Genomic DNA, 24,849 nt, shown 5'->3' on the forward strand with positions numbered 1-24,849 from the left:
CATGAAAAAGAGATTTTCTTTGGTGGGTGCGCTAGTCATCGGCGCACTTGCTTTTTCATCCGTACAAGCACAAGAACGCAAATGGATGGACGACATCCAGGTACAAGCTTATGGCGAATTGTATTATATGTACGACTTCAATCAATCCCAATCGGGGCAGTTGAACAATTTTTTGTATTCCTATAATCGACATAATGAGGTGAACTTGAATTTTGGCATGGCCAAATTGAGCTATACCAAAGAAAGGGTGAGAGCCAACTTAGCTTTGATGGCGGGAACCTATGTGAAATCAAATCTAGCCAACGAACCCGAAGGATTAAAAAATATATATGAAGCCAATGTAGGGGTGAAGTTATCCCCGACACAAGCGCTGTGGTTGGACGTTGGTATTATGCCTTCCCATATTGGATTTGAAAGCAATATAGGAGCGGATATCATGACGATGACCCGCAGTATGATGGCGGAGAATTCGCCCTATTTCTCATCGGCTGTAAAATTGTCGTATAGTACACCCAATCAAAAGTGGATGCTAGCGGTAAACGTTATGAATGGGTGGCAACGTATACAGCGCCCAGAAGGCAATTCAACACTAGCCATAGGACACCAATTGACTTACACACCCAATGCCGCATGGACCTTAAATAGTAGTTCTTTTATTGGCAGTGATACCCCCGATGTGGAGCGCAAGATGCGTTATTTTCACAACTTATATGTTGCGTATCAGTTCAACGAACAGTTGAAGTTACTTGCCGGTTTTGATATAGGCATGCAACAAAAGGAAAAACACAGTAAGGCCTATAACACGTGGTATGCCCCATTGATTATGGGGCAGTATAAAATCAGTGATGCTTGGCGTGTGGCGGCAAGAGTAGAATACTACGGAGATAAAGAAGGGGTAATTATACCAACGGATACAGCGCATGGTTTTCAAACTTGGGGGTATTCAGTTAATGTGGATTATCAAATTACAAAAGAGGTATTATGGAGAATAGAAGCCCGATCGTTTAACAGTAAAGATGCAGTGTTTAGTAGAAATGATCACGCCGTATCGGGACAAACGGTTATAGGAAGTAGTATCGCAATTCATTTATAGATGGAAAGAGAAACGCGTCAAAGTGCAGAAGATTTTTTAGCGCTTATTCGTCGTGCTAAACGAGGAAAGTTTAAGGTATATATTGGGATGAGTGCCGGTGTAGGTAAAACCTATCGCATGCTGATGGAAGCGAGAGATTTACAACGCAATGGCATCGATGTCAAGTTGGGATTCATCGAAACACACAACCGCCAAGAGACTCATGCGCTTTTAGAAGGATTGCCTCTTATTCCTCGAAAAGAGGTCTTTTATAAAGGGAAAATGGTAGAAGAATTAGACTTGGAAGCCATTTTAAAAGAACATCCTGAAATCGTTATTATTGATGAATTGGCGCATTCCAACATTGCAGGAAGTAAAAATGCAAAACGCTGGCAAGATGTAATGGAAATATTAGAGGCAGGAATCAATGTGATATCTGCCTTAAATATCCAACATATTGAAAGTTTAAATAATGCAGTGAAAGACATTACGTTCATAGATGTGATGGAACGCGTCCCGGATAAGGTCCTACAAGAGGCGGATGAGGTTGTTAATATCGACCTTACCGCAGATGATTTGATTGAGCGATTAAAAGAAGGAAAGATTTACCCTCCCGCTAAAGTACCGGCAGCTTTGCAAAATTTCTTTACATCATCGAATATTCTTCAATTGCGCGAGCTAGCTTTAAAAGAAGTAGCCTCTCATGTGGAGAATAAAGTAGCTTCCGAGGTGAGTATGTCCGTATCGGCCAAACCAAGTCGATTTATGGCTTGCATCAGCTCGAACGATAAACACGCCAAAAATGTAATTCGAAAAACAGCACGCTTAGCCAGTTACCTCAATTCAAAATGGTATGTGCTCTATGTACAAACGCCCAAAGAGCACCCAGATAAAATTGCCCTAGACAAGCAGCGACATTTGATTAATAATTTTAAATTAGCTACTGAATTAGGCGCGGGAAATTATTAAAAGTGAGCATCCTAATATTGCTAAGGCTATTATGGTACAGGTAGAACAACGGCAGGTCACAACAATCTGTATTGGAAAACCTCGATTGCGTTTATACCAGATTATTTTAGCCACTAATGTATTCAATCAGTTGTTGAAGAAGTTGACTTCTTTACCCATTGATATTATAATTTTTTCGAAATGAGAATTAAAACAAAACTAACGTTAGGTTTAGGCCTTTTATTCACGCTAATTATTTTTTTAGGGGGAATAGGAGCGGTATACATTCACTTTTTAAAGCTTGATACACGCAATATCCTACACGACAATTACAATTCACTGTTATATGCCAAAAGTATGTTACGTGCATTAGATAAGTCGGGGGATGGTCGTTTGGCTCAGTTTGAAGAACAATTGAAAAATCAAGAAGGGAATGCAACTGAAGTTGGTGAAAAGGAAATGAATAGTACGTTGCGCAACTATTTTGAAACCTATAAGAAAAACGGACAACGTCAGGAGGATGTTGTGCAAATTAGGGAATGGTTGATTGAAGTGATGGAGATGAATATGCAGGCAATTGCGCTGAAGAGTGAGTTGGCCAATAAAACAGCGGTGCAAGCAACCATCTGGATTGCTATTGCAGGGACTGCCTGTTTTGTCATTGCTTTAGGCTTGTTGATTAACCTGCCTTCCAATATTGCAGATCCCATTCAGAAGCTGACCGCCAGTATTAAACAAATTGCCAGTAGCAATTATAAAGAACGCGTTTTTTTAGATAAAGATGACGAGTTTGGAGCCTTGGCTCAATCCTTTAATACCATGGCTCAAAAGTTAGAAGAATACAACAGCAGTCATTTGGCTAAATTGATGCGTCAGAAAAAGAGAATTGAAGCTTTAATCAACAATATGTCCGACGTTGTCATCGGTTTAGATGAGAATATGCAAGTGATATTTGTCAATGAAGAAGCTTGTAAAGTGCTAGGATTAGGAGAGGATGAAATGGTTGGGAAAAACAGTAAGGATCTCGCGTTGTACAATGATTTAATGCGATTATTACTGAAGGAGATGAGTCTAGAACAAGTCGAAAAAGAACCACTCAAAATTATCCACAACGACAAAGAAAACTATTTTGACAAGCAATTCTTGCCCATTGAAATTACCCCAACAGGAGAAGAACACAAAGAGCTGGTAGGGCATGTTATTATCTTGAAAAATATTACCGAATTTAAAGAACTTGATGCAGCAAAGACTCGATTTATCGCCACAGTTTCTCATGAGTTTAAAACGCCTATATCTTCGATGAAAATGAGTTTGCAATTGTTGAAAAATGAGCGAATAGGTGCATTGAATGAAGAGCAGAATACGCTGATTGACAGTATTCAGGATGATGCAGGACGATTGTTGAAAATTACTTCGGAGTTGTTGAATCTGACGCAAATAGAAAGTGGTAAGATTGCGATGAATAAGCAATCGTGTTTAGTTAGTGAGATGGTACAAGACGCCGTAGAAGCTAATCACAGTCAAGCCGAACAAAAAAGAATTACACTCGAAGTGAATCTTCCCGAAGTTTTGCAACCTGTCGAAGTAGATGGAGAAAAAACAACCTGGGTATTGACCAACCTGATTGCCAATGCCATTAATTACTCCCATGAATCGTCAGTAGTACAAATCACTGTAGAACAACAGGAACAAGGAACCACAATTAAGGTGAAAGACGAAGGAATGGGGATTCCGCCCGAATATTTAAACAAGGTATTTGATCGTTACTTTAGAGTACCAGGCACCCATAAAGAAGGTACAGGGTTAGGTTTAGCTATTAGCAAAGAAATTATAGAAGCACAGCAAGGGACTATCACAGTACATAGTGAGTATGGCGTGGGAAGTGAATTCGTTTTATTGTTGTACTAGTAAAAGAGGTGAGAAAATAGCTAAATAATAAGAAAAGATGTAAAATTTATGCCTTTGAATAGTGTATATTTAAAAGATGAAAAATAAAATACAGGTAGCCTTAGCTTTTTTAGTACTTGCCCTCGCTGGAGGTGCTGTTGTGCTGTATCAAAGATGGAATGCAGTAGCGGATGTAACTGTAACCAAACAGGTCGAAAATGATAAACAGCCAAAGAAAAAAGAGAAGAGCCCGTCTTTTATAGCGTTAAGTCAATTAGTCGATCAATATGCTGCTAATGCATTACAACAAGGAAATATAAATGCGTTGGCAATTGCTGTATATAGAGATGGAGAAGTCTATCAACAATATTATGGCGCACTGGATTCAGTAACCAACCAAAAACCAACACCCCATACACTCTATGAAATTGCCTCCATATCGAAGGTCTTTTTGGGATCAATGGTAGCAAAGGCTGTGGTGGAGAAAAAGCTAAATCTACAGGATGATATCAGGCTCTATTTGCCAGGGGATTATGCTAATCTGCAATATGAAGGAACGCCCATTACCATTAAAAATTTATTGACTCATACGTTGGGATTTCAAAAGAAAGCACCGCCAAAATTAGATCAGATTTATCAGGGCGTACGAAAGGGAGATTATCAAGATAAAACCTTTGATTATACCATGACTGATTTACTGCAAGAATTACAAACCGCAAAGCTAAATAAGAAACCAGGAACAGTCTATGAATACAATTCGGTTGGTCCTGAATTGATGGCGTACATTATGGAACAGGTTTATCAAAAACCATATAAAGAAATACTCCAGGATTTTTTAGATACGCTTGATTTGCAGCATACTTATCTGTATGAATACGAGAAACATAAAAAAGATCTAGCTGTTAGCTTTGATGAAGAAGGCAAAGTTGCACCTTGGTTGAAAAATCCATTATTGGGAGGGTCTCATGGGATGATTAGTACGTTACCTGATTTGAGTACTTTCATGCAATTTCAACTAGAAAGCAATCATCCGCTTATTGGAGAATCTTCTCGTTTACTATTTAAAGAGGAAGAAGAAGGAGATGATAAAGGCTACTTATGGGATGTGGGATATGGTCAGAAGGAAGGAGCTTACCACGGCAAAACAGGAACATCAAATGGCGTGCAAAGTGGAATTTTAATCTGTCAAGATTCCAACTACGGTATGATTATCATTATGAATAATACCGCAGAAGCAGCTCAAGAGGATTGGATGAATCTATATAATCAAATAGAAACCGCCTTAATCGTATATCCCAAGCTGAATTAACGATAACAAAACCATGTTATTCTAACGGTAAACGGTTATTTCTATTGGAAATGACCAATAAGGAATGTATTTTTAGCATGAAAAACCAAGCATTTTGACTGATACTGTTAAGATTCAAAACTATAGTCACGCAAGTGAATTAGATCCTATAAGGCATCCTTATTACGATATCTTGTTACTCGATGGAGACTTTGCGTTTACCCTTGATGAGAAGCAATATCGCTGTCAAGGAAAGACGATTTTATTTATGTCGCCTTTTCAGCAGTTGGAGTGGTTGGAAGTTAATTCACATCAGGCAATCGTCTTGCGCTTTCACGGCGACTTTTACTGTATTGAATACCATAAAGAAGAAGTAGCGTGCAATGGAATTCTATTCAATAACATCTATCACGCTCCTTTTGTTCGTGTTTCTGATTCGTTTTTCGACGAAATTCGCTCCTTATATACTAAAATTGAAGAAGTCGAAGATAGCAGTCAATCGTATAATGTATCCATTTTAAAATCTTATCTACAGCTAATTTTAGCCTTGGTGAATAGAGAAAAACAGCTCGAATTACATCAATGGGATTATCAATTGGAAGAAGATCAACTTCAATTCAAGCATCAGTTGGAACAATCTTTTGCCCAACATAAATCGGTGGTATACTACGCGGAATTAAATGGTATTTCCCTCGCTAGTTTTAGCAAGAAAATTAAAAAAATATACGGCAAAACACCAACGCAATTGATTCAAGAGCGAATCGTATTGGAGGCGAAAAAACTCCTGCATTTGACAACAAAATCCATGAAGGAAATTGCCGCTGCTTTGGGGTTTGAAGATGAATTTTATTTTAGTCGGTATTTTAAAAAAGCAGTGGGATTATCCCCCAGCCAATTTCGCAAAGAAGTAGGCCTTTCTATCGTAGCAAAAAAGTCTAGGTAATAGGCTATTTTGTCCATGTTGTCAGCGAAATTACCCGCGTATTTTTGGATAAAAAAACAAGATGAACATACTTCAAGTTGCTGCAGATTTACAAAAACAATTTTTTAATGTATTGAGAATCGCTATCTGTCTCGTTATGGTGTGGATTGGCGGTTTAAAAGGCTTTCAGTATGAAGCGGATGGCATTGTGCCCTTTGTCGCTAATAGCCCTTTGATGAGTTTCTTCTACCAACACGCCAATGATCGGGTATTGACAGAGGAAGGAAAGGAAGTAGCCGCCTATACGTTGCATAAAAACCCAGAGGGAAAAACAGTAAAACAAAATGTAGATTGGCATACACAAAATGGAACCTATCTTTTTTCATATGGATTGGGGATTGTTATTTGTGCGATTGGTATTTTGGTGTTCTTAGGAATATGGTCACCCAAAATAGGGTTACTAGGTGCTATATTAACGGTAGGGATGTCTTTGGTGACACTTACTTTTCTTTTAACGACCCCAGAAGTCTATGTCCCTAATTTAGGAGGCGATTTTCCTACACCAAATTTTGGTTTCCCTTATTTATCCGGTGCAGGCCGATTGGTGCTTAAGGATGTTATCATGCTCACTGGTGGTTTATTGCTAGTTTCGGATGGAGCAAGTAGAATGCTGAAAGACAAACAGAAGGGTAAATAATAAAAAAAACGAAGCTGATGGCTTCGTTTTTTTGTTGTTGGTTAAGTTAAATTAGGTAATTGTTATTAAGTGGAATAATAATCGCACAATATGATTTTGATAGGAATAAATTAAAGTATATTTGAATATATAGGTAAAAGAAGGAATTGTTTTACCTAGGTAATTTAAAATAAAACATTTGATAGGATGAAACTTTATATATCCCTTTTCTTCTTTTTCTTTTTAGCGAATGGCTTGGCGCAGGATCTTACGATGAAAGGACATGTCGTTAAAACTACCGCAAGTAAGAAAGAATATCAAGTATATGTTTCTTTACCTTCGAGTTACACCAAAGAAGACCAAACGCGTTATCCTGTGCTGTTTGTATTAGATGCCTATTATGCTTATCCTTTAGTATCTTCTTTTTCAAAACTATTAGAAGCTAGTCAAGAAATTGAAGACGTTATTATTGTTGCAATAGGAGATAGAGACCAAACACAATCCACTTGGTATAAAAGTAGAATGGTTGATTTTAGTCCATCCAATGATCCTCAAGTAGATCAAGAAATAGCAAATGGATTAGGTGTTTCTATCGGTGAGGTTACAACAGGTAAAGCCAACGAATTTTTACAGGGGATGCGAGAGGATATCCTTCCGTTTATTGATCGCACGTATAAAACAACGGCGGATAGAGGTATAGTAGGCCATTCGGTTGGCGGGCTTTTTGTTGTTTATAGTCTCATTCATGGGCAAGATTTATTTAATAAATATGGGGTAAATAGCCCTTCGTTATTTTGGAATAACAACGAGTTAATAAAAGATGTGGAGCTTGCTTTTCAAGCCAATAAAGATGTAAAAGCGAATGTATTTGTTTCGTATGGGGCTTTAGAGCCAGAACTCATCATCTCATCAACACAGTCCTTTTTAAAGGTTATTGAACGCTATCGAATGGAAAATCCAAAGATGTTGATTACAACCAAAGTATTTGACGAAGAAACACATACTTCTGTCATTGGGGCATCGTTAACCCGAACATTGAAAACATTGTATGGCAAGAAATAGAAGGAAAGACTAGGCCGTACTCTTTTAGTCTGATTTTTAGTATCCAGAAACACGACACATTTCATTTGAAGAAAATAGTATGAGTAAGGTGAACTTTCCACTTTTTGTTATTTATATACTCCACTATATTTAATTTTTATATTTTACAAATAGTAAACTTTTTTAACTAAAGGTTTTATTTTAACTCTTTGTAATACTTTGTGTTTTCCTGAATTTCCTCTGTTTTATCTTTAAGATACTGTTTTATAACAATTTAGTCATGTTGTGGGCTTTTTTACTGATTTTATTTATGAATAGATAAAATTTTGTTAATGTAAAATAGTGACAAATAGTAAAAATTATTTTCAGTTTTGTATCGTTAATTACTAAAAATAAAACGATACTATGAATACAAAGTTTACCCTATGTCTAATTTTATCTTTGAGCGCAGTGGTGATATTCGCTCAGAATAAGACACTAAAAGGAAGAGTAGTAGATGGAACCGAACCTTTGCCGGGTGTTGTTGTGGCACTCGTAGAGGAGAATAAACATACGGCTACAGATTTGAATGGTTATTTCTCCTTTCAGGATTTGGATGCAAAACAGTATGAAGTTCTACTTAAGTATTTTAGTTACAACGATAAGCACGAAGTAGTCGATTTGATACAACAAGAGAACTATACCTTTCAAATGAATGCGTCTAGTGGTAATTTGGAGGAAATTGTGATTACGTCTGCAAAGCGATTAAGTGAAGCAAAAGCAATCAACATGCAGAAGAATTCCATTAACTTGGTTAATGTCGTTGCTTCGGATGGGATTGGAAAACTGCCAGATCGAAATGCAGCGGAGACAGTGCAGCGTATTCCTGGGGTTTCTATTGAACGCGATCAAGGGGAAGGACGTTATGTTGCTGTTCGCGGTTTACCTGCAGAGTGGAATTCTACTACGATGAATGGACATCGACTGCCTACAGCAGCGGATGAAGGAGCAAGTAGAGCAACTGCTTTTGATTTTTTTCCTACAGAAATTATTGGTTATGTTGAGGTTTTTAAGGCATTAACTCCTGATATTGATGGCGATGCTTTAGGTGGAAGTGTGAATTTCATCACTAAAACAGCTCCAGCTAGTTTTACGTTACATGCTTCGGCCGGAATGGGGTATAATCAACTGGCGGATAAAGGCGTGTATAGTGGAAGTTTTACAGTAGGTGATCGTTCAAAAAATGGCAAGTTTGGCTACATTGTCAATGCATCGCGATGGAATCGAAATTGGGCCACCGATAACTTTGAAGCTAGGCGCTCAGGAGATGAAGGGGTATATCGTTTGGAATTAAGAGATTATACTGGAGAACGTCAAACCACGGGGTTCAATACGGGATTGGAGTATAAGCTCAGTGAAAATTCAAAATTATTTGCTCGTTTGAATTATGGAAAATTGCTAGATAAAGAGTTGCACTATAAAAGACGCATTCGATTTGATAAATTTAATGCAGCAACAAATACAGGTCGCATCGAGTTACAAAATATTGTCAATGATTTGAATTTTGATTTTTATGGAGGAGAAGTGGGAGGAGAGCATCAAGGGACGAAAGGTAAAATGGATTGGAGTTTAGGGCATTACCGTACAGAGTTTTACTATGGTAATATTCCGGATAAAGCGAATCACAGTTACTTAGCAATGATGTATACCCAGGATCAAGTTCCTTTTAATGCCGATTTGTTAGAAGATAGAGGAAATGGGATGCGTGCGTATTGGGGGGCGGATCAAGGAGCTTTGAATGAGCATAATGTTTTTGACTATCTAGGAGATACTGCTTTTGTGGAGGATCCTACTAAAATGAAATTCACAAACTTTCAACTCTACAAAGTAGGGGTGAAAGAAAGGGATAATATCGTTGCTTCAGTAAATTACGAGTGGGAATCTGCCAATCAGTTGAAATGGAAGTTCGGGGCTAAATTCGTAGATAAAGAAAGATCTGCGGTGTTCGCTGATGAATTTTACGGATGGGCAGGCACACAAAGCACTCCTGTTTTAGCCGATCAGCAGCCGTATTTGGTTGGTCAACCTGGGGCTGCAGACTACTTAAAGCCGATAAATACAACTATTGGTAGTAGCTTCGGACCAGTTTTGTCTAAAGAAGGGATGAAAGATTTTTACTACAATCACTTCTTTAATGGTGATTTAGCTCTACTGAAAGGAGACTCGGAAATACTAGCTGCAGGACGCGGACTGGGGCGTAATTTTACAGTAAGAGAGCAACATACGTCAGCTTATGGAATGGTGACTTATCAAATCAATGAACAGTTAACGTTCTTGGGGGGATTAAGAGCAACGCATACGAATACAACGATTGAAGGGTATAATTACCAACAAGAAGAAGGGCAAACAGAGGGTGAGCTTACAAAAGTAAAGGATCGAAAGAAATATTTGTCTTTGTTGCCGATGTTGCACTTGAAATACACCATGGACGACAATACTAATTTGCGTTTAGCCATGACTCGAACATTTACACGTCCTGATTTTGGATATTTGGCGCCTGGAGGAACGTATTTGGCAGCAGATAATCAATACATAGGAGGGAATCCATCAGTAAATCCTACTTATGCGTATAATTTTGATGTAATGGCAGAACACTATTTTGGGGAATTAGATGTAATCGCTGGTGGGGTATTTTACAAGCAAATTACAGATCCTATTTTTGTCAATGCTGAACAAGGAACGTATAACGGAATCAGTGGGGTTGAAATGGCTCAGCCTAGAAATGGAGATAATGCTTGGTTATTGGGAGCAGAAATTAGTGGAAATAAGAGATTTGATTTCTTGCCTGGTTTTTGGAGTGGATTTGGAATACAAGCAAATTATACTTTTACAAAATCAGAAATGAAAATTCCTTCCAGAGCAGGAGTTACCGCTCTACCGCGTCAAGCGAAACACTTGTTTAACGCTCAATTGTATTACGAAAAAGGAGGGTTAAATGTGCGTGCTGCTTATAATTTTAAAGGAAAATATATTACAGAACACGGAGCGAGTGGCTTGTCAAGAGATGATGTGTATTATGGCAATTACGCAACATTAGATGCCAATATTACCTATAAATTAAGTAAGAATTTTACTGTTTTTGTGGAAGCAAATAACCTGTTAAATTCTAAATTAGAATATTATTACGGTGATTCAAGTCGCCCTTTACAAGTGGAATACTACGGGGTGAAAGGAATGCTGGGCTTGAAATGGGAATTGTAAATGAAACAAGAAAAGAATAAGAAAAGAATAAAAAAGGAATAAAAAAGGAATAAGAAAAAGACCTGATTCACTAGTGAATCAGGTCTTTTTTTAATGGGAAGTGGGAGTAATACCAACCCTGTAATGCTCTCCTGCGGAAGCTGTTTCAAAGGCATCTGCTAAATCTTTGAGTTGAAATTCAGCACTGACCAAGTCTTCAAAAGGAAAACGGGTGTGATAGCGGGTTAAAAATTGAATGGCTGTGGCTAAATCCTCAGGAATATAATTGTGTAATCCTTTGATGGTTAATAGTTTTCGAACAACCATTTCTGCGTTAATAGAAGTTGGCGGTTGATTGAACACTGCGCCTATCCATACACTTATTCCACCAATAGAAAGAAGCTCAATGCCTTCTTCCATTACTGCGGGAATACCTGTTGTGTCAATGACAACATCAAGGGATAGGTTGGATTCCAAAAGTATTTGCTTCTTTTCTACCGTTGTTAATTGACTGTCTAGAATGAGGTCTGCTCCAAATTTTTTTGCTAACACAAGTCGCTCTCTATTTAGGTCACAAAGAATGACTTGCTTGGCACCTAAAGTTGATATCATGGCAGCAGCAGAAAGGCCTAACATGCCTGCGCCGTAAATCAGTACGGTTTGGTTGATTAAAGAACCCGCTAGTCGAATACCACCTGCAATAGTAGCATGGGTGCAGTTCAGCGGAGCAATTTCCTTTAGGCTTAATCGGGGATCTAGTTTGAAGATGGCAGTCCCTTTTTTTAGGACGCAATGTGTAGCAAAACCACCGTTTAGCTCCTGATGATGAAAAGGATGATGTCCATATTTGTAAAGGGAAGTGGATTTTTGAGGATAACCTTTCTGAACCATAGGATCATCTGCTTCATAAGCATATACACACCAAGTAACCCAATCACCAAGGGCGAGTTCTTGATTTGTGTAGTCTTTGGTATTCGTTGTAGGCAGATGTACAATTTTTCCGACAATCTCGTGGCCTAAGATAGTAGGAGAGTCCAAAGGTCTTCTGCCACAATACGTGTGTAAATCACTGGTGCAGATGGTTGTATACAGAATAGCGACGACTGTTTCTCCTTCTTCCGCTTTTTCGAGTGCGACCGCTTTGGATTCAAATGTTTTTGATGTACTATCAAAAACGAGGGCTGTTGCATTTTTTAGTATCATAATTTTACTATTTGTAAATATTTTTATTTTTGGAATGAGCGTAAAAACACTTTGTTCGTTAAAGGAGGCTAGTTAAATTAGAACCCTTTATTTTGATGTGTTTACTACTGTTGTAAAGGTAATTCCTTTGATTATAGGTTGTTGTTTGGTTTTTGAATGGTAACATAAAGTTTACGATTCCGTAATATGCCCTTGTTTTCTTTGAATTACATTTGTTTATAAATAATAAAACAATAGCCTGATGGAGTTATTTAAGTTTACAAAGAGTAAAAATGTAGAAACATGGTTTTTATTGATCTCTGTTTTTATTTGTTACACCGGAATGTACGCGGTGCGCAAGTCTTTTCTAGCTGGACAATATGAAGATATGCAGGTGTTCTTGAATATGGATCCGAAGGTTTTACTTGTTATTAGTCAAGTATTGGGGTATATGATTTCCAAGTTTGTGGGCATTAAAATTGTCTCAGAAATGTCAAAAAGTAGTCGACTGTATTGGTTGATTGGTGCGACAACTTTCGGCTTAGCCATGTTGGGATTGTTTGCAATTTTACCTTCGCAATGGAAATTTATAGCCTTGTTTTTAAATGGTTTGCCTTTAGGGATGATTTTCGGAATCGTCTTCTCTTATATTGAAGGACGCAAGAATACAGAGTTGTTAGCAGCTGCTTTAAGTGCAACTTTTATCTTTTCAACAGGATTTGTGAAAACGATTGGTTTAGTATTGATTGCCAATTTTGGGGTGAATGAATATGACATGCCTTTTTTTACAGGTTTACTGTTTTTTCCTTTGTTTCTCTTGTGTTCGTTTCTTATGAATGCCTGTAAAGGCCCTTCGCAACATGATATTGAGGCTCGTAGTGAGCGCAAACCCATGTATAAGAAAGATCGCAAAGCATTTTTGAAAGCAAATGGTTTAGGTTATTTGGGGCTAGTGCTCATCTATGTTATCCTGACCATTGTTCGAGACTTTAGAGATAATTTCGTGGTTGAGTTTTGGGAGGAACAAGGAACATCTGGTGCTCCGAAGCTAATTACCTTAACCGAAATTCCCGTAGCACTTATTGTGTTAGTCATTGCTGCTTGTTGCGTTTTAATTAAAGACAATCGCAAGGCGTTTAATATTGGCATTTACTTAACGGTTGTAGGGGCATTGGCCATGATGGGAACAACCATACTCTTCAAAGAAGGACAAGTGTCTGCCGTGGTATGGATGGTTGTTTCAGGAATTGGTGTATACCTTCCTTATATTCTGTTTCATTGCCTGATTTTTGAGCGATTAGTGGCTCTATTGAGCTTCAAAGGAAATGTAGGTTTCTTGTTCTATTTCGCCGATTCATTGGGTTATTTTGGAAGTGTGATTGTATTGCTGTTGCGAGAGGTTATTGGTTTTGAACAACGATGGACGGATTTCTTTATCCGATTAAATGTAGAATCTGCCCTAGTTATATTAATCGTAGCTCTTGGAGTGGTGTGGTTCTTTAAGAAGCAAATTGAAAAAAAACCGATTTTAAATAATGTAACAGCATAAGTGTACTAAGAAGTAGAAGATATGAATAGTAAATATGATTTAATAGTAGTTGGTGGTGGGGTTTTAGGAACCTTCCATGCTTATCACGCCGCACAAAAGGGATTGCGCGTGGCAGTAATCGAAAAAGACAAGCAACCAGTGAGTGCTACCGTTCGCAACTTTGGGCAAGTGGTTCCTTCAGGAATGAATACCAAATGGCAGAATTACGGAAGAGAAAGTTTGCAATTGTACAAGGAAATTCAAAGTAAATTCGATATATCGGTTCGAAATAATGGTTCCGTTTACTTGGCATCTAATGAAGAAGAGTTGACTTTGTTAGAAGAATTACATGCAATAAATAAAGGGAATGAATACGAGTCGATGCTATTGACAAAACAAGCATGTCTAGAGCGATACGATGGAGTGAAGGAATCGTATGTAAAAGGAGGGCTGTACTTTCCACAAGAGGTAACGGTAGAACCAAGAGTGATGATTCACCGTTTACATCACTATATGCAGGAGCATTTAGGTGTTTCGTTTAAGTATCAAATGCAGGTGATTCACTGTGAGGAACAGCTGGATGGCGTAGCGATAACAACCGCAGGTGGACAAGTACTTCACGCTACTAAAGTTGTGATTTGTTGTGGTTCAGAGTTTAAAACCTTATTTCATTCTTTATTTGAACAAAGTGATATGGAAGTAACGAAGTTGCAAATGATGCAAACGGTAGTACAGCCAAACACGTATCAATTACGTGGGTCTATATTGACCGGATTGTCTATTCGTCGCTATGAAGCTTTTTATGAATGCCCCTCTTTTCAAGCAATCAAAGCGAGGGAAAGCAAAGATAGTTTAGAAAAGAAATGGGGCGTGCATATTTTGTTTAAGCAAGCTACTGATGGATCCATTATCATTGGAGATTCACACGAATATGCAGATGCAGCAAACAAAGATGATTTGGGATTTGACATCAAACAAGAAATCAATGCATTTATGATAGAAGAAGCCAAGAAAATAATCCATTTACCGAGTTATGAGATTAGAGATACGTGGTTTGGTGTTTATGCACAATGCAAAAATGCAGATATCTTTAATGAAACAATTGGTCAAAATATACATATTGTGACAGGTATTGGCGGAAAAGGGATGACAGGAAGTGCAGGATATGCAAAAGAAAATATTAATAGATTATTTAAATAAAAATGAAAAATATAGCATTGGTAGTTTTCGATATGGCGGGAACTACGGTAGACGAAGATAATGTAGTGTACAAAACGGTATGTAAGGCTATTTGTGAAGAAGGATACGACGTAAATTTGGAGCAAACTTTAATCCATGGGGCAGGAAAAGAAAAGCTACAGGCGATTAAAGATATTCTTCAGGCTTGTACAACGGAGAAAGAAGTGGATCAGCAGGCAAATTTGATCTTTAAAAACTTTAAAAAACACTTAGAAGATGCGTATACTATTTTTCCAGTGAAAACGTTTGATGGAATGGAAGACTTTTTTAAAGTGTTGAGAAATCACGATATCAAAGTCGTTCTAAATACAGGATATGATGCCAAAACGGCAAATAAACTGTTAGATAAATTGAATTGGCGCGTCGGAATTACCATTGATGGTTTAATTACTGCTGATGATGTAAAAGAGGGAAGACCTTCACCAGCGATGATAGAACTGGCGATGAAACAGTTTAATATTGAAGATGCTCAACAAGTACTCAAAGCAGGTGATTCTATTATTGATATTCAAGAAGGGAAAAATGCAAACTGCGGTATGGTAGTTGGGGTATTAACAGGAGCTCAAAATAGAGCTTTACTTGAAACAGCAGAGCCAACGATGATTGTGGAAACACTCGTTGAGCTACAAGATGTGTTAGTGTAGGAAGTGATTATAGCAAAAAAGGGATAGCATTTTTAAGTAAAGCTATCCCTTTTTGAATTATAAGATTGAATCATTTTTGTCATAAAAAAAGTAAACGACCAACATCAAACAATTTTCTTGCGTTTGATTGATAGGTACGTGCGGAATTCTACCGTCAAATAAAATGGAATCTCCCGTTTGAACAAGTACTTCCTCTTCACCAATTACATACGTACATTCGCCTTTAATCATATACTTAAACTCAAAAGCATCGGTTTCAACTTTGTCTCTCTTGGAATTTGGTTTGATCTCCAAGAGAACTGTTTCGAATCCACAAGAATTTAGTTGCTTGGAAAAAATGGAGCGATACTCAAAACCAACGGCCATCTCTTCTTTTTCAATCACCGTATAATCCGCTTGTTTGCACAAAACAAAATTTCCCTTTTCTGCTAATGTGATGTGTTTAAAAAACTCACCAACCTCCACATCAAGTGCTTGTATTAAATGCAATAGAACAGGGAGGGAAGGTATCGTTCTACCATTTTCAATTTTTGAAATTAATCCATTGCTCACCTCTGCTTTAGTTGCAACTTGAGTAATGGTGTATTTATTGCGCTTTCTAATTTCTTTAATTCTCTTGCCGATACCGATGAGATAATTATCCATGCTGTTGTTCGTGTTTAATAACAAATATAGTAAACTTTTAGCTAGTTCATCTGCTTTTGAAAACAAGAAAACCTTGCGTTTTTATGATGTTTAGCGTTAAGATGTATTCGTGGTTTATTTAATATTTGTTTAAGACTTCTTTAGTGAAATCAAATTCATTATAAGAGTTAAATTTGTCGCTTTTAAATTGAACTAAACGTATAATGAATTAAAAATGGAAATAATAAAATCGAAATACAGTTTGAAGTTTTTCTTTTTATATCCACTATTTTTCTTTTTGAATCTTGTGTTTTTAGGTGGACTTATTTATAATCTCTTTACTTATTCAGGAATCGTTTTTAAAGGATATTTTGAAAGAGAGCTATATGATGTGGTTGCAATAGTTTTTCTCTTAGTACTTTTTTTTGCTATGCAATATTATTTGATTTCAAATTGTAAAAGTATAGCGATTTCCGATACGGGAATCAAAATGGAAAGATTGTTAAGTAAATCAATTTATATAGCTAAACATGATGTGATAATTCAGGAAGGACACGATAATATTGGACATAATCCTCATACAAAAACATTCACGGTAATAAGTAAACAAACAAATAAAAAGTTTAAATTTAGAGCGTTTGAATACAAAAATTACGACAAACTTATTGCTTTCTTAAAGACCGAGGGATATGTTTTTTGTTAAGTATTGATATTAAATAGATGAGAAATAAAGGACGAACTAAAGATGAACGTCGTTGATGTAATAATGCGATCAAATCTAGGATTACACAGCTCAAATCAATATTTTTGCCCCCTTTTTAAATTAAAATAAATACTATGAAATTACGATTTTTAGCTTTTTTGCTAACGATTATGACCTTCATCAGTTGTGATGATCCGTTTAAAAGACAAGACTTTTATTTATCTAACCCAACAGCGCAAGAAATAAAAGTGTCAATTGATGACAAGGCGTATGTTCTTGATCCTCAGAGTTATGAAGTACTGAAGTTAGATGGAGGAATACACGAATTGACGTATAACAATCAAAAAACTTCATTCAACGTATTCAAGCAAAATTCAGGAGGTATTATTAACCCAACACTAGAGCCTCACTATATTTATTCGATGGTGTATGCGACTGAAGGGAACTTTGATAAGTTTGGTGCTACGAGGAGAGAAGTATGGATTGACGGGGTGAGTTATGAAGATAATATCAAATCAACCAATGCACTATTCATCGATAATAACTTGTATAGATGTACTTATTTCTTAGGAGAGGAGTATCCTGAAGAGCAAATTACGTATGATAAAAAAGCCGTTGGAAATTTCTTCAATAAGTTTTTTACTAAGGCTGAATTTATTGCGTTTTATGAAGAGATGCTAGTGGAAGAAGAAAAAGGTTTTTATCAGCAAAACCGCATTGAAGACGGGGAATGCACCATTACAGAACCTGATGGACTAGCGTTAGTATTACCTGATGTGGATCAAGCAGATGTTATTGCCTCATATAAAAAAGAGATGGAATTGGTGCAAGAATTCAAGACCTCAACGGATGCAAGTAGACAAAAAGCAATTCAAAAAGAATTGTTTGATTTAGCTATGAGTCGTTCAAAATTAGATATCAATTACAGCAAATTGACAACAGCACAAAATGAATCGATGAATGATTTCGTACACGCAAGTGGTAGAATCTCTGGAGCTGGAATTATTCAGTTGTAAAATACGAGTATAAAGGAATCAGTAAGGTTCCAGTTGAAGTAGTATAAAAAAGCAGGTTTTAGGAATGAAACCTGCTTTTTTTATGATTTTAAAGATGGTGAAATTATTCTTTAAGGTCAAATATATTACTTTTGTTGTGGAATAGATGCAGTTCAACGCTTATAAATAGGAGAAACCATGGGGAGAAATACACCTGCAAATCGCAAAGTAGTTAAAGATAAAATCGCGAAAAAGAAACAAAAAGAACAAGAGGCTGCCACAAAGCGAAAAGCACTGTTAAAGGAAATTGTCAATCAAATGACAATTAAGAAATAACCTTGTTATTTTTAAAAAAATAATATAGAAGCAAGCGTATTTTATTAGGAACCGATTGGTTCTAAAAAAAGAACTTCATTTAGTAGAAAAATGACTGTGTAAAGGGTATCTTATATTGATGGAGTAGGAGATGAAGCGAATTACATGTACACTAAAATTTTAAAAATAAATAGACCAATATTATGCGAGTTATATTTTTCCTAGCACTATTTCTTGTAGCAACTTTTAGCTATAGTCAAAATACAATTGAAATGGATCAAGATCGAATAATTGAACTTTTTTTTAAGAATCGAACAGCTCCTGTAGCAGGAAGTAGATTAGATTCAATTTTTCAATTACCGAAAAAAATAGTTCGTATTAAGTCACGAAATGGAACCTATACTTGGAAAGATACGTTTGAATTTCGACGTGTATTTACCAATATAGTTACAAAGGAAGAATTGGTGTTTGAAATTCAATCGAAAGGAATAGAAGAAATAGTAACGCTTGATGAAGTAAAACAATTAAAACCTATAGTAGCTATTGATTGCTCTCCTATAAGCATTGAGTGGGTGGAAGATCAACAGTATTTTGAAAAATCGTTGGGGTGTAATCGAGAAATAGGAGTAAGATTAAGTCAGATTTACTCCCGTATTATTTCGGATGAAATACAGCTCTTTATACTGCAACTACCTTCGGGTGCTTACTACAATGGGATGCAAAATCTTATCGTGGATCAACCGATTAGAGAGGAAGCTCAAAAATCGAAGGTGTATATAAAAATTGAGGCAGAGTTCCATAAAAATGGAATAGAGCTTAGCAATCCTTTGGAACAACCCCTCGTGATCATTGATGATAAAAGGGTATATTTAGAGGAACTTAATCAACTCGAAGAGCAGGAATTTTTGTCTTCCGTTGTCTTAAAAGGAACCCAAGCTACTGCTATTTATGGTTCAAATGCAAGGAATGGCGTAATGATACTGCAAACAGCGTCTCGTGTAAATTAGAAAATAGATAAGGCCATAGGCGTATCGTAAATACTACAAATAAGCGCTATTTTACCAAACACAACTATAATTTATACTATAAAAACAGCCTATAACACAGTGTTTTCTTGCGGTTGTGTCTCCCAATACAAACACGAGGAACACCGTGAAATAGGCATAAGTAGTCTGTACGCTCGCTGTGTTCTACAGCAACTGCGTATGTTGAAAAAAGAGTTGTTTCTACTGTCTCAAGTATATATTATATAATCGTATTGTAAATATTTGACACGGTTTATTCGTGAATTATGACTGATTGTATAGCTAAAAAACGTCAAATTATCTGAGATTGAGACAGTGTATGTTTCTTAATTTTAAAAGAACTAATATAAAGGGGGTTAAACATTATTTTCTTGGATGGGATGTTGGTTAAACCTGCCCAAAAACAGATGTTCTGAGCAGGGCTAAACAAACAAAAAACGAGATATTTAATCTCTTTACATTCCTATCATCTTGTGTATTTAGTGATAAATATCGTAGGATTCCTTTATCTAACAGGCGTATCAGGGCAATTCCTTCGCTATTGATACTAAACAAGCAACAAAAACGTATTTAAAAAAAATTACATTGAATGAGATAAAAAAGAAAATGTGAACTGCATTTGAGCGCAATTTTCTCTTTTTATGTTGTATTATCTTAGTTTGTTGGGAGATAAAAACTAAGTTTATGGTAAACGCAATAGTATATATTGCGAGTTTTGGTTGTGTGGATAGTTCAGTTTATAAGCTGAACTATCGCAATACGTCCCTCTTTAACAAATATCCTTGGTTTAAGCGGTTTTCTTTTGGAAAAAAACAAGAAAGTCTTTATTTTTAGAGTGCAAAATCATGTAAAATAAGATATCAAGTTCATAAACCTTGAGGCTTTTGTCTTAAGAGGAGCTGCATAAGAGGATATGACCCTTTTTGCAGTGATACAGAATAATCTGCTTTTACGCAATCAATACGCGTAGTAAACGAACAGTTAACCTAAAGCCCATTTTTAGGTAGCTGCTGTTTCAAACGTTTGGGCTAATGGAGTTAAATAAACAACAAGGTTTATATAAACAGACCTAAAAATACTTTGTGGTATACGTGTAACTAAAAATAAGTGAAGTTTAGGTATGGTCTATAAATCACCACGAATGAGAACAACCAAGTCTGTATTGATTATCGTTTTGCTAAGATACAAAAAAAAATAAAACTCGGAATGTTTTCCGAAAAAAAAGGTATAAAAATTTACTATGCACAATAAGAATAGAAAAATCGTCGAGTTTATCAGAGACGAATGGTTAATCAAACATTCCAATAATAGTCAGTTTGCACGAGATCATGGCATTGATGAAAAAATTGTACGTTTGATTAAAGATGACGATACCTATGCGATTAGTTTAAACACATTAATTAAAATTTGTAACGCCAGAGCTTTGTCACTTCAAGAATTTTGTGGTCTAGCTCAAGTATAAGACAGCATCTCAAGCCTAATAAAAAAGCCTTCTATGACGAAGGCTTTTTATTTTATGCGAGATTATTTTCTTTTGTATGTTACAGTAACAGGAAGTTTATCTCCTCTCATACTGATATCATATACTACGGTTAACTTTTGTTCTGTAACCGCTTGTATTTTTCTCGGTGTATGTCTAGGATCTTCACTAGTGAATGTAATTAGTTGATCTTTAATTACGCCTTGAACTTCTGGACTTACAGCGCCTTTGCGCGTAGTCTCTACTAGTGTTGCTTTGTCTTCTGTCAAAGTCATTACATCCTCAGTAACTGCATTTTCTCCACCAGGCATGTCTGAAAATTTATGTTTCATAGATGGACCATTAGGAATAGAATAGAATAAACTATCCGTTACCCATGTTCCTTCATAATCGCTTTTTTTGCGGATCACTGAGTTATCATCACTTGAACAACTGCTGATGGCAAATGGCAAAGCCAAAAAAGCACAAATAGCTACTAATTTTTTCATTTTGTCGAGTTATTAATTTTTTATTTTTGTTGGGTTAAAAGCCTTTGACGCTTTTATTGTATAGGTTGTCTTTCTCTTCGGTTGTCAGATTGCGCTTGTATTCTAACAAAGCAGATTCCCAATCTCCATATCCTGTATTTGGTAAAACAATGAATCGCTTGCCAAATAACGCTTGGTTATTTTTTACATTTTGCAAGCGCTCTGCTTGTGTTTTTTTATCAAAAGCAGTAGAGAAATCAGAAAGGTTGTCACCAAGAAGCATTACAATTTCGTGTGTTTCACTTAATTTTTGTCTTCTTGTTTCTTTGCTAGATTCTGTCGTGCGAACAATTACATGTTGATCATCAGCAAAAGGGTAGTTGTATTTTTTTAAATTCTTCATCGTACCCGCTTTGTCATTTTGCGTACGATTCGTAATATAGTACACTTCGATTCCTTTAGAAGCTGCGTAGTTGAAAAATTCTAAACTACCTAATAGTGGTAATGCTTCTCCTTTAGAAGTCCAAGCATTCCACGTTTCTTCGCTGAATACTTTTCCTTGACGTGCCATCTCAACGGCATAAGGGGAGTTGTCTAAAAACGTTTCGTCAATATCGGTCACAATAGCCAATGGTTTGTCGAATTGTTGTGTTAAGATTTCATCCACTCTCAAGGTCGCTATATTGAAGGCTTGTGCAGCTAAGGCTTGATGTTCAGCAGCATTTTGTTGAAATACCGCCGCGTATAGTTTGCCATTTACTTCAATATGGTGTAAAGGATTGGTTGTTGAAGTAACTTGACTTGAAGGAGTTGTTTTACATGCGGATAAAACAAGAAGTCCTGCAAGGAGGAAAGTTCTTTTTAACATATTCTAGTTTTACTGTTTATTATACTGCAAAAATACAACATAAAATTAGAATAGAAGGAATTATGTAGTGGAAGGTAAAGTTGCCTCCATAAAAAAACCTTTCTACTTTGAGGTAGAAAGGTTTTAGCTATATTAGTTGCAAGGCTTACTCTTTGTATTCAGCCGCTTTTTCGTCAAATAAATCATCAACAGACCAATAGCGTTCTCCTGTGTCATAGTTGAACGTTAAAATCGTAGCTCCTGCTTCAATCTCAGGTAGTTTTTGTGCGATAGCAGCCAACGATGTTCCCGTTGAAATACCCGCTAAGATTCCTTCTTCTTTTGCAACGCGATTAGTATATTCAAAAGCTTCTTCTTTGTCAATGGTAATAATCCCATCAAAAATAGCGGTATTTACCACCTTAGGAACAAATCCAGCTCCAATACCTTGTAATGGGTGAGGACCTGGTTGTCCACCACTTAATACAGGTGAGTTCTTAGGTTCAACGGCGTATACTTTTAGTTTTGGAAATTTCTCTTTTAAGACTTCAGCTACTCCTGTAATATGTCCTCCAGTTCCAACGCCTGTAATAAAATAATCAATACCTTCTGGGAAATCATTGATAATTTCTAAAGCGGTCGTTTTACGGTGAATTTCAGGATTTGAAAAATTATTAAATTGCTGTGGAACCCATGCATTTTCCATTTGTTCTGCCAATTCCGTAGCTTTTGCAACAGATCCTGCTGTTCCTAATTCTCTTGGTGTTAAAACGAATTTCGCCCCAAAAGCAGCCATTAATTTTCTGCGTTCAATACTCATGGATTCTGGCATAACCAAAATCAATTGGTAGCCTTTAACAGCGCAGACCATCGCTAATCCAACTCCCGTGTTTCCTGAAGTAGGTTCAATAATCGTCGTGTCTTTATTAATTAATCCTTTTGCCTCTGCATCTTCAATCATCGCTAAGGCAATGCGATCTTTTAAACTTCCTCCCGGATTTTGTTTTTCTAACTTCATCCATACATTAAGGTTTGAAGGGAAAAGTTTATTGATTTTTACATGTGGGGTACGCCCAATAGTGTCTAAAATGTTTTGTGCTTTCATAACTATTTTTTTGTGTCGTTATATAATAAAATTGATAGGTTCTGGATATTTGTCTGTATACTTTGAATAGACTTTACTTTTGCTGTAAATAATAGAATTGGGATCTACACTTTTGGTTAACCAAACGTTACCTCCAATGACAGAATCATGACCAATGATGGTATCTCCGCCCAATATAGTTGCCCCTGAGTAAATAACTACATTGTCTTCAATAAAGGGGTGTCGACGTGTATTGGCTTTATCTTTGGAAACAGATATCGCCCCTAATGTCACTCCTTGATATATCTTTACATTGGTTCTAATAACGCAAGTTTCTCCAATTACAATACCTGTTCCGTGGTCAATGCAAAAGTGCGAACCAATCGAAGCGGCAGGGTGGATGTCAATACCAGTTTTATTGTGGGCATATTCCGTCCAAATACGGGGAAGTAATCGCACGTTTTGTCGCTGCAATTGATGCGCAAAGCGGTAGATGGCAATCGCGTAAAATCCAGGATAAGCAATGTGTACTTCTTGTAAGCATGTTGCTGCAGGGTCATTTTCTAAAATAGCCGTTGCATCCGTGTTTAACAATTGATATATATTAGGAAGAGCTTCAAAAAAGTCATGCGCAATCTGATGTGAGCGGTCTTCTTGATTATTAATACTAAATAAAATGGAAATCATTTCATTCTTTAATGTATTTAATCGAATATTAATGGCTTGTTCAGAGTGATATCTCTTATCTTCTAATTGAAATAAAAAATGAAAAAGTGTATCTGTAAACTGTTCCATTCTTTTTTTATCTAGAAAAGCATTGGTGCTTTCATTTTTATGCAGTAATTCTTGAATAAAATCCATTAGATATTAGATATTGATGGTTAAGAAATGATTGATTTCATGTTTGTTTTCAGCCGTGAGCTGGGTTGCTTTTACGGGAAGTTCATTGGCTCCCCAACCTGAAAGCGCTTCTAAAACGGGACGTAAGGATTGGCCTTTAGCACTCAATTGATATTCAATGGTTACAGGTGTTTCTGTAATGATGCGTTCAATAAGGTTCAATTGTTCCAATATCTTCAATTCTGAAGTGAGCATTTTACTTCCAATTTTTGGTAAATACTGCTGTATGCTAGAATAACGAGCCTTATCCAAGTGAAATAAAGCGATCAATATTGGAATTCTCCACTTGCCACTAATGCAATGGAGGGTATGTTGAATCGTATGAAGATCTAAGGTTGCCATTTTTAAGTTTCTTTTAGGAAAGTTACTTCCTTTATAGAAAGCTAATGTAAGCAAAAGTGCACAATTCACAAGGTGGTTAACGTTTATTTAGTATATTTTTCTACTAAATGTGGCGAAAATTAGTTTTTATAGTGTAATAAATATACTCATTGCGAACAATGGGTATCTTTTTGGGATAATAATTGTTAAAAGCGAAGTCAAGGATGCAAGGTTTCAGTAAATTAATCTGTATCTTTGATTTAAGAAAAGTGAGGAGCGTTAGTTTAAACGCTCTGTAAAGAATGCATAGTTCTTTGTATGTTTGTTTTGAAATAGATTTATTTTTAAGATTTCTTTTGAGCGGCTACTTGTAAGGAATTTGGTTTTGTTGTTTTGTTGTTCTATTTCAATGGTAAGTAACAAATACAAAGATACTATAATA

The 24,849-nt window shown here is 36.4% G+C and carries 22 protein-coding genes and 1 pseudogene; 16 read left to right on the top strand and 7 right to left on the bottom strand.

All coding sequences use genetic code 11. The features are described 5' to 3' along the window. The first annotated feature begins 1 nt into the window (after position 1). The 8 genes and pseudogenes from M2306_RS03895 (at position 2) to M2306_RS03930 (ending at position 11,074) form a co-directional block, all read left to right on the top strand. On the top strand, positions 2-1,093 hold the full coding sequence (locus M2306_RS03895; protein ID WP_259188077.1) for a porin: 1,092 nt from the start codon (positions 2-4) through the stop codon (positions 1,091-1,093). Further along, positions 1,094-2,225: pseudogene (locus M2306_RS03900) on the top strand (sensor protein KdpD). It abuts the gene before it with no gap. Beyond that, positions 2,222-3,928, top strand: a complete 1,707-nt coding sequence (locus M2306_RS03905) for a sensor histidine kinase (RefSeq protein ID WP_259188080.1) — start codon at positions 2,222-2,224, stop codon at positions 3,926-3,928. The pseudogene M2306_RS03900 and the gene M2306_RS03905 overlap by 4 nt, the downstream one beginning before the upstream one ends. 76 nt (positions 3,929-4,004) lie before the next feature. Further along, complete coding sequence (locus tag M2306_RS03910) at positions 4,005-5,216, top strand: serine hydrolase domain-containing protein (protein ID WP_259188081.1); 1,212 nt, start codon at positions 4,005-4,007, stop codon at positions 5,214-5,216. Positions 5,217-5,310: 94 nt separating this feature from the next. Beyond that, the gene (locus M2306_RS03915) at positions 5,311-6,138 is read left to right on the top strand and encodes a helix-turn-helix domain-containing protein (RefSeq protein WP_259188082.1); all 828 of its coding nucleotides are present in this window, start codon (positions 5,311-5,313) and stop codon (positions 6,136-6,138) included. Positions 6,139-6,199: 61 nt separating this feature from the next. Next, positions 6,200-6,814 (top strand): DUF417 family protein, encoded by a 615-nt coding sequence (locus tag M2306_RS03920; protein WP_259188084.1) that lies wholly within the window; start codon positions 6,200-6,202, stop codon positions 6,812-6,814. A gap of 186 nt (positions 6,815-7,000) precedes the next feature. Then, positions 7,001-7,855 (top strand): alpha/beta hydrolase, encoded by an 855-nt coding sequence (locus M2306_RS03925; protein ID WP_259188085.1) that lies wholly within the window; start codon positions 7,001-7,003, stop codon positions 7,853-7,855. Between the two features lie 384 nt (positions 7,856-8,239). Next, a complete protein-coding gene (locus M2306_RS03930) occupies positions 8,240-11,074 on the top strand; it encodes a TonB-dependent receptor (protein WP_259188086.1) in 2,835 nt (944 codons plus the stop codon). Between the two features lie 90 nt (positions 11,075-11,164). Here the strand turns inward: M2306_RS03930 and M2306_RS03935 are convergent, their stop codons facing one another. Continuing rightward, a complete protein-coding gene (locus tag M2306_RS03935; protein ID WP_259188087.1) occupies positions 11,165-12,256 on the bottom strand; it encodes a zinc-binding dehydrogenase in 1,092 nt (363 codons plus the stop codon). 241 nt (positions 12,257-12,497) lie between these two features. On the opposite strand from M2306_RS03935, the gene M2306_RS03940 reads away from it, so the two are divergent. From M2306_RS03940 to M2306_RS03950, 3 genes are read left to right on the top strand one after another with little or no spacing between them, the layout of a single operon-like run. Continuing rightward, on the top strand, positions 12,498-13,784 hold the full coding sequence (locus M2306_RS03940) for a DUF5690 family protein (protein WP_259188088.1): 1,287 nt from the start codon (positions 12,498-12,500) through the stop codon (positions 13,782-13,784). Between the two features lie 21 nt (positions 13,785-13,805). Next, entirely contained in the window at positions 13,806-14,963 is a 1,158-nt protein-coding gene (locus M2306_RS03945) for a TIGR03364 family FAD-dependent oxidoreductase (RefSeq protein ID WP_259188089.1), read from the top strand. Between the two features lie 2 nt (positions 14,964-14,965). Beyond that, positions 14,966-15,646, top strand: coding sequence for a phosphonatase-like hydrolase (locus tag M2306_RS03950; RefSeq protein ID WP_115090571.1), 681 nt, complete (start codon positions 14,966-14,968; stop codon positions 15,644-15,646). 57 nt (positions 15,647-15,703) lie between these two features. Here the strand turns inward: M2306_RS03950 and M2306_RS03955 are convergent, their stop codons facing one another. Continuing rightward, entirely contained in the window at positions 15,704-16,291 is a 588-nt protein-coding gene (locus M2306_RS03955) for a helix-turn-helix domain-containing protein (RefSeq protein WP_259188091.1), read from the bottom strand. Positions 16,292-16,505: 214 nt separating this feature from the next. Here M2306_RS03955 and M2306_RS03960 point away from each other — a divergent pair, with 214 nt between their 5' ends. The 5 genes from M2306_RS03960 to M2306_RS03980 all read left to right on the top strand — a co-directional run bounded on the left by M2306_RS03960 (position 16,506) and on the right by M2306_RS03980 (position 20,770). Next, positions 16,506-16,973: a hypothetical protein gene (locus tag M2306_RS03960; RefSeq protein ID WP_259188093.1), complete on the top strand. Its 468-nt coding sequence runs from the start codon at positions 16,506-16,508 to the stop codon at positions 16,971-16,973. A gap of 134 nt (positions 16,974-17,107) precedes the next feature. Next, complete coding sequence (locus M2306_RS03965) at positions 17,108-17,989, top strand: hypothetical protein (RefSeq protein ID WP_259188094.1); 882 nt, start codon at positions 17,108-17,110, stop codon at positions 17,987-17,989. Positions 17,990-18,166: 177 nt separating this feature from the next. After that, positions 18,167-18,304, top strand: coding sequence for a hypothetical protein (locus tag M2306_RS03970; RefSeq protein WP_259188096.1), 138 nt, complete (start codon positions 18,167-18,169; stop codon positions 18,302-18,304). Between the two features lie 182 nt (positions 18,305-18,486). Continuing rightward, on the top strand, positions 18,487-19,290 hold the full coding sequence (locus M2306_RS03975) for a hypothetical protein (RefSeq protein WP_259188097.1): 804 nt from the start codon (positions 18,487-18,489) through the stop codon (positions 19,288-19,290). Between the two features lie 1,258 nt (positions 19,291-20,548). Continuing rightward, a complete protein-coding gene (locus tag M2306_RS03980; RefSeq protein ID WP_115090566.1) occupies positions 20,549-20,770 on the top strand; it encodes a helix-turn-helix domain-containing protein in 222 nt (73 codons plus the stop codon). A 62-nt stretch (positions 20,771-20,832) separates the two neighbouring features. Here M2306_RS03980 and M2306_RS03985 read toward each other — a convergent pair whose 3' ends face one another. The 5 genes from M2306_RS03985 to M2306_RS04005 all read right to left on the bottom strand — a co-directional run bounded on the left by M2306_RS03985 (position 20,833) and on the right by M2306_RS04005 (position 24,428). Then, the gene (locus M2306_RS03985) at positions 20,833-21,276 is read right to left on the bottom strand and encodes a hypothetical protein (RefSeq protein ID WP_259188100.1); all 444 of its coding nucleotides are present in this window, start codon (positions 21,274-21,276) and stop codon (positions 20,833-20,835) included. Positions 21,277-21,310: 34 nt separating this feature from the next. After that, on the bottom strand, positions 21,311-22,123 hold the full coding sequence (locus tag M2306_RS03990; protein WP_259188102.1) for a 5'-nucleotidase, lipoprotein e(P4) family: 813 nt from the start codon (positions 22,121-22,123) through the stop codon (positions 21,311-21,313). 145 nt (positions 22,124-22,268) lie between these two features. Continuing rightward, positions 22,269-23,207, bottom strand: coding sequence for a cysteine synthase A (gene cysK / locus M2306_RS03995; protein WP_002985321.1), 939 nt, complete (start codon positions 23,205-23,207; stop codon positions 22,269-22,271). A gap of 18 nt (positions 23,208-23,225) precedes the next feature. Beyond that, positions 23,226-24,047: a serine O-acetyltransferase gene (locus M2306_RS04000; protein WP_259188107.1), complete on the bottom strand. Its 822-nt coding sequence runs from the start codon at positions 24,045-24,047 to the stop codon at positions 23,226-23,228. A 6-nt stretch (positions 24,048-24,053) separates the two neighbouring features. Beyond that, a complete protein-coding gene (locus M2306_RS04005; RefSeq protein WP_115091652.1) occupies positions 24,054-24,428 on the bottom strand; it encodes a winged helix-turn-helix transcriptional regulator in 375 nt (124 codons plus the stop codon). Positions 24,429-24,849: the final 421 nt, after the last annotated feature.

Source organism: Myroides gitamensis (assembly GCF_029894455.1).
GTDB lineage: Bacteria > Bacteroidota > Bacteroidia > Flavobacteriales > Flavobacteriaceae > Flavobacterium > Flavobacterium odoratum.